Here is a 13645-nt window from a genome sequence, read left to right as displayed (position 1 = left end):
AAAAGGCTCCTGAAATATCTTCAGGAGCCTCTTTTGATGATATTTAACAATCTGCAACCTTTACCAATGACTTGATTGCCATGCGCTTGTCCATCGCTTCATATGCTGCTTGAATTTGATCAAGAGTAAATACTTTAGTAAAGACCTTTCCAGGATTTATTTTCCCCGTTAATACAGCATCAAGTAAAATCTTACGGTCATGTGTGGTTACCGCTGCAATTCCACCACGCAAACCAACATTATTATTAAAAAGTTTAGCTGTATCAAGGTTCGTAACCTGTGGCAAACCAACTCGCCCTACAATTGCTCCAGCACGACAAACTTGGCTGGCAGTTTCAATTGCCAAGTCAGTTCCAACACACTCTAACGCAGCATCAACTCCCGCGCCATTAGTCAGAGTCATGACCTCAGCAACTCCTGCTTCTCCTCTTTCACAAACGATGTCGGTTGCACCAAACTCTTTAGCTAATCGCTGACGATCTTCATGTCTGCTCATTGCAATAATTCGTTTAGCACCGCGCAATTTTGCTGAAATTACACCGCATAATCCTACAGCGCCATCACCAACCACAGCTACTGTATCACCAGGCTGCACTTGCGCGCTATAAGTAGCATGATAACCCGTAGCCATCACATCGGCTAAAGTTAGTAAAGAATTCAATTGCTCTTGTGAATAATCCTTAGGTTTTCCTGGGATTTTTACTAGGCCCCAATTAGCATTGTAATAACGCAAATACTCACCTTGGTAGCCACCATTTGGCCCAGCTTCCTGATTTAAACAATTACCATCAAACCCGGCCAAGCAATTAGCACAATATCCGCAACCATGAGTAAAGGGCACAATTACAAAATCTCCCACCTTAACTTGCTTAACCTCGTTTCCAAGCTCAGTGACAACTCCAATTGCCTCATGTCCAATCAAGGAATTCTTTTTACGACTAGAAAGGCCACGGTACCACCACAAATCTGAACCACAAACACAAGTCTGAACAATTTTAATAATTGCATCAGTTGGCTTTTTAATAGTTGGTTTAGGTACTTCTTCAAGCCCAATCTTGCCAGGTTCAACAAAAACAGCTGCTCTCATAATAATGCTCCTATAAAAATTATTAATTTATATTTTCTAGTTTAACTTATTATAATCAGCTTCAGCTACTGCTTCAAGCCACTCAGTTGAGCCAGTTGTGATCGCTAAGTGACTGAACCAAGAATCTTTAGCAGCACCATGCCAATGCTTGGTGCCATCATGAACAACCACCACGTCGCCTGGCTTTAATTCTTGAGGCTGCTTACCCCATTCTTGATACCAACCACGACCACCAGTTGCCAATAAAATCTGGCTACCATCATGATGAATATGCCAATTATTGTGACAACCAGGTTCAAAGGTCACATTATTAACCGGCACCTTGACATCTTCGCCATTGGGTAAAACCAAGGTTTCATTATAGCTTTTACCAGTAAAATACTGCGCATAGTCATCATTACTTGGACCCGTTGCAAAAACACCTGGCTGTTTAGGCTGGTCAGTCGCTGACCAAATTTCTTTTGCGCGCTTGAAAGTTGACCAGGCTTTAGGCCAACCTACATAAAAAGCTAAATGCGTAATTTCAGCAACAATTTCTTCTTTGGTAACACCATTTTGCAATCCAATTTTTAAATGATCACCAATTTGTTCAGTATTGCCCATTGCCATTAACGCTGCAATAGTAATTAATGACCGATCATGGGCTGATAACTCAGACTCTTTGTCCCAGACTTCACCAAATAAAACATCATCGTTTAAGGCAGCAAATTGCGGGGCAAAATTACCCAAATTTTTGCGACCAGCTGTTTGTTTTTTAACCATTTACAAATCCTCCTTAATCAATTATTGTTAGTATATTACTTAAAGCCCACTTTAAGTCAATCCATTAATTACAGAATGTGAGAATAACCGTGGTAACAAATAAAAAACAATATAGCATCGGAGAGTTTAGCAAGTTGTTCAAGCTTAATTCCTCAACCATGCGTTTCTATGAAACACAAGGCTTAATTAAACCGCACCGAAATAGTTCTGGTCGCCGCTTCTATACTGAAGACGATATTGACTGGATGAAGTTTTTGCTTCATTTAAAGGGTACTGGTATGGCAATTGCCGACTTAAAAACCTACGTTAATTTACGCAGCCAAGGGGATGAGACCATCCCAGCTCGATTAGCATTATTAAAAAAGACCAAGCAAGACTTCCTTAAGCAATTCGAGCAAGTCCAGCATCACTTACAAATCCTAAACGATAAGATTAATTGGTACGAAGAAAAACAGGCAGGTCTTGCAGGTGAACAAGAAAGTTTTGCTGCTTATCTGAGAAAATTGGGACATAGCGTTTAAATAAAATAACTATTATGCCAGCCAGTATTTTTAACAGTGCTTTTTTAAAAAGCTATTTCCCTGTAGCTCAATTTTAGCTTGACCCCACCTTAAATCACTAGTAAAGTGTAATAAAATTATTTTCTATTTTTATAAGCAAGGAGTGTAGAATTAATGTCAAATTGGACAACTAAATTTGCTAAAAAAGGGCTAACTTTTGATGACGTCTTGTTAATCCCAGCGCAGAGTCATGTCTTACCTAATGAAGTTGACTTGCAAACTGAATTGGCACCAAATCTAAAACTGAATATTCCCTTGATCAGCGCGGGAATGGATACTGTCACCGAAGGCGCCATGGCTATTGCCATGGCACTACAAGGTGGATTAGGTGTCGTCCACAAAAATATGTCAATTACTGCCCAAGCCAGTGAGATTGCCAATGTTAAAAGCGTAGTTGTCCCCAAAAGTATCACTAAAGCAGCGGTTGACGTCCACCACCACCTATTAGTTGCTGGCGCAATCGGCGTCACTAGCGATACGTTGGAACGAGCACAAGCACTCCTTGAAAAAGGTGCCGATGCCATTGTAATTGATACAGCACATGGTCATTCAGCTGGTGTTCTAAGAAAAATCAAGGAAATCCGCAAACACTTCCCTAAGATTACGTTAATTGCTGGCAACGTTGCTACCGGCGAAGCAACTCGCAGTCTATTTGATGCTGGCGTCGATGTAGTCAAGGTTGGCATTGGTCCAGGCTCCATTTGTACAACTCGGGTCGTTGCCGGCGTCGGTGTACCGCAAATTACTGCTATCTATGACGCGGCTACTGTTGCACGCGAATACCATAAGCCAATTATTGCTGATGGCGGCATTAAATATTCTGGAGACATTGTTAAAGCTATCGCTGCTGGTGGCAACGCCGTTATGCTGGGAAGTATGCTTTCTGGTACGACTGAAGCTCCTGGTGAAATCTTTGAAGACAACGGGATCAAATATAAGGCTTATCGTGGCATGGGGTCTGTTGGCGCGATGGCACAAGCCCATGGGTCATCTGATCGTTATTTCCAAGGCGGTGTCAACGAAGCTAACAAACTAGTCCCTGAAGGCGTCGAAGCTAGAGTCGAATATAAAGGTGATGTTGCCGATACTATTACCCAAATTAATGGCGGTCTGCGCTCAGGTATGGGCTATGTCGGCGCTGCAACTATTGCAGAGTTAATCGAGAAAGCACAGTTCGTCCAAATAACTAACGCTGGTTTACGGGAATCCCATCCTCACGATGTACAAATTACCAAAAAGGCACCTAATTATGACAGATAGTAATCCAAATTGTGAAATTTGTCAGCGAATTGCGTTAATTAAAAAACAACAAAACCCCTACTTTGTCCAAGAACTAACAACTGGTTATGTTGTTTTAGGCGATAACCAATATTTCAAGGGTTATACTTTATTTTTAAGTAAGCAACATGTTACAGAGCTATACTATTTACCTAGTGAAAAGCAAGACTTATTTTTACATGAAATGAGTCTTGTTAATGAGGCTGTAGCTGAGGCCTTTCAAGCTGACAAAATGAACTGTGAACTATTAGGTAACGGTGAATCACACTTGCACTGGCATCTTTTCCCGCGTAAACAGCATGACACCCCGATCCCTGGACCAGTTTGGTGGTTAGATAAAGATATAATGTATGCAGATAGCACTCGCCCCAATCAAATAGAATTAGCTAATCTAAAAGATCAGCTCAAACAAGAACTAAACAAGTTATTAGCTAAATAAAGCAAAAAAAGAGAACCTTTCAATTCAGGTTCTCTTTTTTAATTTAAAATTTACGATAACGCACTTGCCGCTGCTCCAATAATTCAACTAATGACAACTGATCAAAATCTTCTAGTTGCTTAGCAATTAATTGTTTTAATTCTGCAGCATCATTAGCCAAGACCCGTTCAGGCAAAACTTGTTCCACAATTTCGTGTTCTTTAAGCCATGCTGGTTCAATATGCATTACATCAGCTGCCTTTTGCGCCTGCTGACCATCTTTATACATAATCGACGCAAAGCCTTCAGGAGATACGGCAGTATACATACTATGTTCAAGCATCCATACCCGATCGCTACAAGCCAGTGCCAAGGCGCCCCCAGATCCAGCTTCACCAATAATTATTGTCAATAGTGGCACTGTTAATTGCAGCATCTCACTAATATTTTTAGCTAAAATCTGACCCTGACCACTAGCTTCGGCAGTAGCTCCAGGATAAGCACCAGGGGTATTAATTAAAGTGATAATTGGCAGATTCAATGCTTGCGCCGTTTTCATTACTCGCAGTGCCTTACGATAGCCTTGCGGAGTAGGACTACCAAAGTTGGTCGCCATTCTGGTATCCAAATCCTGGCCTTTATTAGTAGCAATTACCGCCACAGCACGCCCATTAATGGTAGCGAGTCCGGCAATAATTGCAGGATCGTCTGCCGCCACACGATCGCCATGCATCTCAAAAAAATCAGGACACAATTGCTTAACTAAAGCCATCATATCCGTTTTGTCAGTACTACGTGCTCCTGCCATAATTTCTGCAATTTTTTTATTTTTTGACATCTTTGCTACCCCACTTTTGACTAGCAAAAATCGCTAACAATTGCGTTAACGTCGCTACTTGCTCATTGCGTGGAACTATTGCATCAACAAAACCATTTTGATAAGCATTTTCGGCACTTTGAAAGTCTTTGGGTAATTCTTTATGAATTGTCTGTTCAATTACCCTACGACCAGCAAACGCAATCATTGCTTTAGGCTCAGCCAAAATAATATCGGCTTGCGAAGCAAAGCTAGCTGTTACACCGCCAGTAGTCGGATCCATAATAACAACAATATAGGCTAGCCCAGCATCGCGATGACCATTAACTGCTTGAGAAACTTTGGCCATCTGCATTAAGGAATGAATTCCTTCTTGCATGCGAGCTCCACCAGAAGCAGTAAACATAATCACCGGTAATGCTTTAGCCGTTGCTTTTTCAAATAAGCGGGTAATTTTTTCACCTGTTGCAGTTCCTAAACTCCCCATAATAAAGGTTGGATCCATAATGCCAAGTCCAGCTTGGTAATCACCAAATTGGGCTTGACCAGTTAGAACTGCCTCTTGCAATTGACTCTTTTTTTGTGCTTGCGCTAACTTTGTCTGATAATTAGGAAAATTAAGCGGATCACTACTGACTACTTCAGCATCCCATTCAGTAAAATTATCCGTTAACATTTTTAACCGCTCTTTAGCCGATACGCGAAAGCCGTACCCACAATTGGGACAAGTTTGATATTTACCAGCCTGAGGCGCATAAAATTCACTTCCGCATTGCTTACAAGACCGATAAATCCCCTCGGGAACTTGATCTTGGTATGCTTTAAGTGCTTTTGTAGGATGTGAAGTAAATTTGTTAATCATATTTTGCCTCCTCTCTAGATTGATTATCTTTGATATATTGAGGTAAAAATTCTTCATCCAAATAAGTAATCAGATAGTCACCACGATTAAAGGTACTATCCTGAAGCAACTTAAGCAAAAAATTGCGATTAGTAGTCAGGCCTTGCAGGTTAAACTCAGTTAAAGCATCTAGCAAGCGGTTAATAGCAACATTGCGATTATCAGCATGGGCAATTATCTTAATAATCATCGAATCATAAAATGGTGAAACTGTATCACCGCTGTTAACGCCGCTTTCAATCCTGATTCCTAAGCCACCGGGTAACGCCATTTGCTTAATTTTACCAGCTTGCGGCCTAAAGTTTTTAACCGGATCTTCAGCATTAATTCTAGCTTCAATTGCTGCACCATGAACTTTGACTTGGTCTTGAGTAATCTTTAAGTCTTGACCGGCAGCAATTTCTAGTTGGGCCTTAACTAAGTCAAACTCTGCAACTTCCTCGGTAATTGAATGCTCAACTTGAATTCTAGTATTCATTTCCATGAAATAGAAGTGATGCTCAGGATCCATTAAAAATTCAATTGTACCAACATTTTCGTATTTAATTGCCTTAATTGCTTTTACCGCAATTGTTTGTAAATAGGTTCTTTCTTCAGCAGTAATTTGACTACACGGGGTTTCTTCGATTACCTTTTGATGATTACGTTGCATTGAACAATCACGTTCAGGCAATGCCACGACGTGTCCAGACTGATCTGCTAGAATCTGCACTTCAATGTGTTTAGCTGGAGAAATAATTTTTTCCAGATACATTCGATCATCACCAAATGATAACTTGGCTTCTTTTTGCGCTGCCAAAAAAGCTGCGGTTAAGTCCTCAGCCTGATCAACTTGCCTAATTCCTTTTCCACCGCCGCCAGAAACAGCCTTAAGCATTACTGGAAAGCCAACTTGATTGGCGACAACTAATGCTGTTTCTGCATCTTTAACAAAACCCTTACTTCCAGGTATCACTGGTACATGATTTTGCCGCATAGTCTCTCGAGCATTAGCCTTGTTGCCCATCAGCGTAATAGTTTTAGCTGCTGGACCAATAAATTTAAGTTGACAATCTGTACACAGCTGGGCAAATTCAGCACTTTCAGACAAAAAGCCGTAACCAGGATGAATTGCTTGTGCCCCAGTTAATAAGGCAGCACTAACAATATTTTCCATATTAAGATACGAATCAGCCGGCTGCGGTCCGCCAATACAAATTGCTTCGTCAGCTTCTTTGACATGCTGGGCGTCTTTATCAGCAGTTGAATAAACCGCGACTGACTTAATTCCTAACTCACGTAAGGCACGGATTACGCGAATCGCAATCTCACCGCGATTAGCAATTAATACTTTTTCAAACATTCTATCCGTCCTATTGAATTGCAAAAGTTAATTCGGCATTGCAAGCCAACTTTTGACCAAGATAAGCCTTAGCTTTACCAACTCCTGCATTACCACGTAACTTCTCTAATTGAACTTCTAAACGTAAACTATCACCAGGTTTGGCCATTTGCCGAAATCTAGCATTTTTAATACCGCCAAAATATGCAGTTTTACCAGCAAATTCAGGTAAAGTTAATAAGGCAATAGCACCTGTCTGCGCTAAAGCTTCAACCATTAATACGCCCGGCATTACCGGGTTATCAGGAAAATGTCCTTGAAAAAAACTTTCGTTAATCGTCAAATTTTTGCGTGCGATTGCATATTGACCAGCTTGGTAATCTAATACTTGATCAATTAGTAACATTGGAAACCGATGCGGCAAAATCTGCTCAATCTGCATGATATCTAAAGTTTGTGGTTCTACTTGTTCTTCCATTTTTTTACTTTCTATTCTGGTGTAACCGTAAACAACGGTTGGTCAAATTCAACGACTTCCTCATTAGAAACTAAAATTTCACTAATCGTGCCACTCAGCTCACTTTTCACTTCAGTCATCATCTTCATTGCTTCAATTACACAAACCACTTCACCAGCTTCAACATGATCACCGATCTTTTTATACGGTGCTTCATCTGGGTTAGCTTGTAAATATACAATTCCAACTAGCGGTGCTTTGATTTGCGGTTGATTAACAACGATTTCCGGTTTAGCTTCAGCAACTGGTTGAGCTACTTGTTCAGTTATGCTTGGTTGAGCTAACTTTTCTTTATCAATATCTAGATGTCCACCATCAAAATCTAGATTTAGCTTGGTAATATTACTTTGATTAACTTGGTCAATTAATTTTTGAATTTCTTCAAAGGTCATTTAATCATCCCACCTTTTTAGCACAAGTACCGCATTATGTCCACCAAAACCAAACGAGTTACTGATAGCATAAGTAACTTGTGTCTGATTATTTTCCGTAGTAACTAAATTAAGCGCACATTCTGGATCCGGCTCAGTTAAACCAACATTTACTGGCAATTGTCCAGTTGTTAAAGCCAAAATAGTGGCAACTGCTTCAATTGCACCAGCAGCACCTAGTAAATGCCCAGTCATACTTTTAGTGCTAGAAACCAGTACGTTACTATCCTGACCAAAAACTTTTTTAATTGCAGTGGTTTCCGCCGAATCGTTACCCTTAGTAGCAGTACCATGAGCGTTAATATAACCTATCTCACCAGAAGTAACTCCAGCCTCATCAATTGCTAACGCCATTGCCCGAGCCGCTTGGGTACCAGTAGGATCTGGTGAAGTAATATGATAAGCATCAGATGTTGCACCATAACCAACAATTTCGCCTAAAATTTTGGCACCACGGTTTTGTGCGTGTTCAAACGACTCCAGGACTAAAGCACCGGCGCCTTCACCCATCACAAAACCACTTCGATTACGATCAAATGGTAAACTAGCTTTTGTTTTATCAGTAGCAGTTGATAACGTAGATAAAGCAGCAAAACCCGCAATTCCGTCCTCATTAATTGCGGCTTCTGAACCACCCGTTACCATAACTTCGCTTCGCCCTTCTTTAATTTGACGATAAGCTTCACCAATCGCATTATTACTTGAGGCACAAGCGGTTACCACAGTCGTACTAATTCCATTAGCATGATACCGCAGTGATAGATTACCAGCCGCCATATTCGCAATTGAAACTGGGATAAACATCGGTGATACTCGATCTGCCCCTTTTTCACGAATCTTGATGGTCTGTTGCTCAATCGTAGTTAGACCGCCGATACCAGTACCCCAAATTACGCCAAAATTATTGCTGTCAGTATTGTCCTTATTAATACCAGCTTGGCTAACTGCTTCGTCACTAGCATAAACCGCATACTGCGTAAATAGATCCATTCGCTTAGTATCTTTTTTACTTAAATGCTTTAAGGGATCAAAGTCTACTAATTCTCCAGCTAAAGTTACACCAGTTTTACTAGCATCAAAGGAAATCGGACTAAAACCAACTTTTTGTGTATTTAAACCAGCAGCAAAACTAGCTACGTCATTACCTATCGGAGTTAACGCGCCCATGCCCGTAATCACAACTCTTGTCATTTTTTCTCCTTACTGCATGGTCAAGCCGCCATCGACTGTAATGACCTGACCAGTTATATAGTCATTTTGTGCCAAAAAAATTGCTGTCTGTGCTACCTCTGCAATATTACCAAAACGCTTAAGTGGAATTTGCTTAGCAATTTCTGCTTGCCGCTTTTCACTTAATTGCTCAGTCATTTGGGTGGCAATCATCCCCGGAGCAATCGCATTACAACGTAAGTTCCTTAAAGCTGCCTCTTTTGCAACAGACTTAGTCAGACCAATCACACCAGCTTTGCTGGCAGCATAATTCGCTTGCCCAATATTGCCAGTTAAACCGACTACACTAGCCATATTAATAAAGCAACCTGATCGCTGCTTATACATTGGTCTTAATGCTTGCCTAATTACATTGAAAGTACCAACTAAATTTGTCTTAACCACTTCTGTAAAATCAGTTTCTGACATGCGATTAAGCAGCCCATCTCTGACAATACCAGCATTATTGACAACCACATCTAATTGACCAAATTTAGTAAAAATTTGCTCAATCAGAGCCTTAACTTGCACCTCATCAGTTACATCAGCACTTAAGTCAATTACTTCGGTTTGCTCGGCAAATTCAGTAACAATCTCTTGAGCAATCGGCTTGCGAGCATTTAATACAATTTTGGCACCTTTTTTAGCAAAGGCACGAGCAACTTCTAAGCCAATCCCTCTTGAACTACCAGTAACGAGCACAACTTTATCTTTTAAATCCATTAACTAGCCTCCAAAAAAGCAATTGTTGCTTGCAAAGCATGATAGCTATCAACTCGATAAGTTGGTAATTGCCGCTTAATTTTACGGGCAAAGGAAATCAGCGTCTTGCCAGGTCCGACCTCAATTACAGCATCTAATTTAGCTAGATGTTCAGTTAATGTCTTGGCAAAATAAGTTGTTGAAATCAATTGGTTGGTCAAATTGTCAACCATTATTTCAGGAACAAACTCTGCTTGAGTTGTCGTACTATAAACTGGAAAAGCACCTCTGGTCCAAGTAACTTTCGCTAATTCTTTTTTTAATTCAGCTTGTGCTGGCTGCATTAGTGGAGTATGAAAAGCCCCACTAACCTGCAAGGGAAGCACTTTAGCACCACTAGCTTGTAATTGCTTAGTCGCCGCATCTACTGCTGCAATTTCGCCACCAATTACTATCTGATGAGGTGTATTAACATTAGCTACACCAATTGCGCCTGAATTTTCAGCTGCTTGACAAGCTAACTGTACATCAGCTAAATCAGCTTTTATGATTGCTACCATCTTACTGGGAGTTTGCTCGCTCGCTTGCTGCATCAACTCGCCACGTTTTTTAATCAATCTAAGTGCATCAGCAAAAGTTAACTCATTACTAGCTGCTAATGCGCTATATTCGCCCAAACTCAAGCCAATACCAAATTTGGCTGGTGGTAAATAATCTACTAACAACTGGTACAAACCATAACTAACGGCCAAAATCGCCGGCTGACAATACTTAGTCTCATTTAAGGCTGCAGCTTTTGCTGGATCAAATAATACACCAGGTAAATCAAAGCCTAAAATATCAGCTGCCTGATCAATTACTTGCCGATATCTAGGCACCTGATCATATAAGTCCTGAGTCATGCCTGTTTGCTGGGATCCTTGTCCACTGAATAATAAACCAATCATGATTTAATGCTTACCATTCAACAATTCATCGGCTTGAGTTGCCACTTCTGCTAAAATTTCAGCAGCAGGTAGTTCGCGCTTAACTAACCCCGAAATTTCACCAGCCATAAAAGAACCATTTTCCTGATCGCCATCTAGCACTGCTTTACGCAAGCTGCCACTACCCATTTCTTCTAATTCGGCATAATCAGGTTCATCTTTTAAGGCCTCGGCTTTTTCTATTTTTAGATATTTTTTAGCCATTTTGTTTTTCAAAACCCGCGAAGGATGACCAGCAAATTCACCTGTAACTAGGGTACTAGCATCTTTAGCCTTCAAAACTGCCTTTTTATAATTAGGATGAACCTTCGATTCAGTCGCTACTAAAAAGCGTGTTCCCATTTGAACACCCTCTGCACCTAACATGAAACTAGCTGCTAGACCGCGTCCATCACCAATTCCACCCGCAGCAATCACTGGAAGATTAACTGCATCGACAACTTGAGGAACTAATGCCATCGTAGTGAGCTTACCAACATGACCGCCAGATTCCATGCCCTCAGCAATTACACCGTCAACGCCAACTCGTTCCATCATTTTAGCTAGACCAGCTGAACCAACAACCGGAATTACTTTAATGCCAGCAGCTTTAAAGTCAGCGACATAATCAGAGGGATTACCTGCACCAGTAGTTACCACCGTAATCGCATCTTTATTAGCTAAAATCACGTCAACGACCTCTTTGACGTAAGGTGATAGCAGCATGACATTCACCCCAAATGGGTGATTAGTTAACTTTTTGGCAGTAGCAATTTCCTCAGCAACTACAGATCCAGGTGCATTGCCTGCACCAATAATCCCTAGGCCGCCAGCATTTGATACCGCAGCAGCTAATTTACCATCAGCTACCCAAGCCATTCCGCCTTGAAAAATTGGGTACTTAAGTCCCAAACTTTTCATTAATGGACTTAATTTCATTAGTTAGCCTTCTTTCGCAGCTAATTGCTTTTTAACGAAATTGACAAGATCTTGAACAGTTTCAATTCCCTCTTCACTTTCAATCTTGATATCAAATTCATCTTCTAATTCGTTAATTACTTCAAAAATATCCAAGCTATCAGCATCTAAGTCATCCTTAATATTTGCCTCTAAGGTAACTGCTGCTTCATCTTCACCAGTTTGGTCAACGATAATTTCTTTTACTTTGTTATAAACTTCTTGATCTGTCATTATTTAAAACTCCTTAAATTCTCTAATAAATAATTGCGATACTGCCAACTGTCAGTCCGCCGCCAAAGCCACTTAAAATCAGTTTCTGGCCGCGTTTAATTCGCTTATCACTAACTGCTTCATCTAGCAGAATGGGAATGCTGGCTGCTGAGGTATTACCAAAGCAGGCAACATTTTGCAAAAATTTTTGTTCATCTTGATGCAAATGCCGCGCAATCGAGGTCAAAATACGACCATTTGCTTGGTGCAATAAGTACCACTTAACCTCATCGGGTTGCCAATTGGCTTTAGTCAAAACTCGCACAATCGAGGTTGGAACTTCATGAGTCGCAAAATGATAAACGCCGCGACCATCCATTTCAAAATATTTTTGATGTATCGCAGTTTTATCTTGAGTAAAAGCCGAATTAACCGCTTGATAACCTGCCGTTAATTGACTTCCGCTATCACCAAAAGTAGCTAAATCTTCCGCCACCAAAAAATTGTCACTGTCATTTTCAACTAAAACTCCGCCAGCACCATCACCAAACAAAACTGCAGTCGAGCGTTCTTGCCAATCAACTAATTTTGACAAAACTTCTGCGCCAATTACTAAGCCTCGTCGATAATGGGTAAGCAATTTATCAGCAACCGACATAGCATAAATAAATCCTGAGCAAGCTGCATTAATATCAAAAGCAAATGCATTTTCTGCACCAATTTTTCCTTGGACAATCGCAGCAGTTGCAGGCGTCTGATAATCTGGCGACATAGTTGCCACGATAATAAAATCAAGCTGATCTGCCGAACAATTTGCTTTTGTTAACAGCAGTTTAGCAACTTTTGCAGCCAAATCGGAAGTTTGTTCAGTTGTAGCAATGTGGCGCTGCTTAATTCCAGTACGGCTAACAATCCAGTCATCCGACGTATCCATTAACTGTGTTAAATCATCATTAGTGACTACCTTGGCAGGTACATAATGCGCCGTTTGTTTAATCTTTAGGCCCATTCTTTTTATTTTCCTTACTTTCAAAATGTGGTGGAAATTCCAAAAAAGCTCTTAAATTTAACAACGCATGCTCAATTATTTCAACCTGCTCATCGTTAAAGCCAGCCACAAATTTCTTAACCATGTAACGATGAAATGAATCTTGGGCACGATAGACTAATCGGCCACGGTGAGTTAAACCTAACCGCACTATGCGGCGATCATCTTCACCATAAATTCGGATCACATAGCCTTTGCGTACTAAATTATTAATCGTAGTCGTCACCGAGCCAGCTGTAATCATTAGATCTTTGGCAAGCTGCGAACTGGTCTTATGATCATACATTGTAATTGCAGCAATCGCGTGAACTTCTTTAATTGAAATATCTTTAAATTCACTTTTCCGCAATTCTTTTTCTTCAACGTGCATGATATCGTTGTAAACCGTGGTTAATAAATCATTAATCTTCTTCAGATCCGCTTCCATCGCAACTTCCTCTCTATCTCTATGACATTTTT

17 protein-coding genes are annotated in these 13645 nt (G+C 40.6%); 3 read left to right on the top strand and 14 right to left on the bottom strand.

What is annotated here, in order from left to right; translation table 11 throughout:
* Window positions 1-43 precede the first annotated feature (43 nt).
* The gene (locus OZX59_RS00915) at window positions 44-1087 is read right to left on the bottom strand and encodes a zinc-dependent alcohol dehydrogenase family protein (protein WP_277126272.1); all 1044 of its coding nucleotides are present in this window, start codon (window positions 1085-1087) and stop codon (window positions 44-46) included.
* Between the two features lie 36 nt (window positions 1088-1123).
* A complete protein-coding gene (locus OZX59_RS00910; RefSeq protein WP_277126271.1) occupies window positions 1124-1849 on the bottom strand; it encodes a carboxymuconolactone decarboxylase family protein in 726 nt (241 codons plus the stop codon).
* An 83-nt stretch (window positions 1850-1932) separates the two neighbouring features.
* Here OZX59_RS00910 and OZX59_RS00905 point away from each other — a divergent pair, with 83 nt between their 5' ends.
* The 3 genes from OZX59_RS00905 (at window position 1933) to OZX59_RS00895 (ending at window position 4126) form a co-directional block, all read left to right on the top strand.
* Window positions 1933-2370 (top strand): MerR family transcriptional regulator, encoded by a 438-nt coding sequence (locus OZX59_RS00905; RefSeq protein ID WP_277127026.1) that lies wholly within the window; start codon window positions 1933-1935, stop codon window positions 2368-2370.
* A gap of 153 nt (window positions 2371-2523) precedes the next feature.
* Window positions 2524-3669: an IMP dehydrogenase gene (locus tag OZX59_RS00900; RefSeq protein WP_277126270.1), complete on the top strand. Its 1146-nt coding sequence runs from the start codon at window positions 2524-2526 to the stop codon at window positions 3667-3669.
* A complete protein-coding gene (locus OZX59_RS00895; RefSeq protein ID WP_277126269.1) occupies window positions 3659-4126 on the top strand; it encodes an HIT family protein in 468 nt (155 codons plus the stop codon). Before OZX59_RS00900 ends, OZX59_RS00895 begins: the two co-directional genes overlap by 11 nt.
* Window positions 4127-4169: 43 nt before the next feature.
* Here the strand turns inward: OZX59_RS00895 and accA are convergent, their stop codons facing one another.
* Genes accA through OZX59_RS00835 form a run of 12 tightly spaced genes read right to left on the bottom strand, consistent with a single transcriptional unit; the run spans window position 4170 to window position 13613 of the window.
* Window positions 4170-4943, bottom strand: coding sequence for a carboxyltransferase subunit alpha (gene accA, locus OZX59_RS00890; protein WP_277126268.1), 774 nt, complete (start codon window positions 4941-4943; stop codon window positions 4170-4172).
* Window positions 4930-5784 carry an acetyl-CoA carboxylase carboxyltransferase subunit beta gene (locus tag OZX59_RS00885; RefSeq protein WP_277126267.1) on the bottom strand — a complete coding sequence of 285 codons (855 nt, stop codon included), beginning with the start codon at window positions 5782-5784 and terminating at the stop codon, window positions 4930-4932. The genes accA and OZX59_RS00885 overlap by 14 nt, the downstream gene beginning before the upstream one ends.
* Window positions 5777-7165, bottom strand: a complete 1389-nt coding sequence (locus tag OZX59_RS00880) for an acetyl-CoA carboxylase biotin carboxylase subunit (RefSeq protein WP_277126266.1) — start codon at window positions 7163-7165, stop codon at window positions 5777-5779. The genes OZX59_RS00885 and OZX59_RS00880 overlap by 8 nt, the downstream gene beginning before the upstream one ends.
* 10 nt (window positions 7166-7175) lie before the next feature.
* Complete coding sequence (gene fabZ, locus OZX59_RS00875) at window positions 7176-7622, bottom strand: 3-hydroxyacyl-ACP dehydratase FabZ (RefSeq protein WP_277126265.1); 447 nt, start codon at window positions 7620-7622, stop codon at window positions 7176-7178.
* An 11-nt stretch (window positions 7623-7633) separates the two neighbouring features.
* On the bottom strand, window positions 7634-8053 hold the full coding sequence (locus OZX59_RS00870) for a biotin/lipoyl-containing protein (protein WP_277126264.1): 420 nt from the start codon (window positions 8051-8053) through the stop codon (window positions 7634-7636).
* Window positions 8054-9283: a beta-ketoacyl-ACP synthase II gene (gene fabF, locus OZX59_RS00865; RefSeq protein WP_277126263.1), complete on the bottom strand. Its 1230-nt coding sequence runs from the start codon at window positions 9281-9283 to the stop codon at window positions 8054-8056. It lies immediately after the preceding gene.
* Between the two features lie 9 nt (window positions 9284-9292).
* Entirely contained in the window at window positions 9293-10024 is a 732-nt protein-coding gene (fabG, locus tag OZX59_RS00860; protein ID WP_277126262.1) for a 3-oxoacyl-[acyl-carrier-protein] reductase, read from the bottom strand.
* On the bottom strand, window positions 10024-10950 hold the full coding sequence (locus OZX59_RS00855) for an ACP S-malonyltransferase (RefSeq protein ID WP_277126261.1): 927 nt from the start codon (window positions 10948-10950) through the stop codon (window positions 10024-10026). Before OZX59_RS00855 ends, fabG begins: the two co-directional genes overlap by 1 nt.
* A gap of 3 nt (window positions 10951-10953) precedes the next feature.
* Entirely contained in the window at window positions 10954-11907 is a 954-nt protein-coding gene (locus OZX59_RS00850) for a nitronate monooxygenase (protein WP_277126260.1), read from the bottom strand.
* A 3-nt stretch (window positions 11908-11910) separates the two neighbouring features.
* Entirely contained in the window at window positions 11911-12159 is a 249-nt protein-coding gene (locus tag OZX59_RS00845) for an acyl carrier protein (protein ID WP_277126259.1), read from the bottom strand.
* 22 nt (window positions 12160-12181) lie between these two features.
* A complete protein-coding gene (locus tag OZX59_RS00840) occupies window positions 12182-13147 on the bottom strand; it encodes a beta-ketoacyl-ACP synthase III (protein ID WP_277126258.1) in 966 nt (321 codons plus the stop codon).
* Window positions 13131-13613 carry a MarR family transcriptional regulator gene (locus OZX59_RS00835; RefSeq protein WP_277126257.1) on the bottom strand — a complete coding sequence of 161 codons (483 nt, stop codon included), beginning with the start codon at window positions 13611-13613 and terminating at the stop codon, window positions 13131-13133. The genes OZX59_RS00840 and OZX59_RS00835 overlap by 17 nt, the downstream gene beginning before the upstream one ends.
* Window positions 13614-13645 lie beyond the last annotated feature (32 nt).

Source organism: Lactobacillus sp. ESL0681, from assembly GCF_029392835.1.
Taxonomy (GTDB): domain Bacteria; phylum Bacillota; class Bacilli; order Lactobacillales; family Lactobacillaceae; genus Lactobacillus.
The sequence above is the reverse complement of the archived record's forward strand: the minus strand, read 5'-3'. Positions and strand labels throughout refer to the sequence as shown.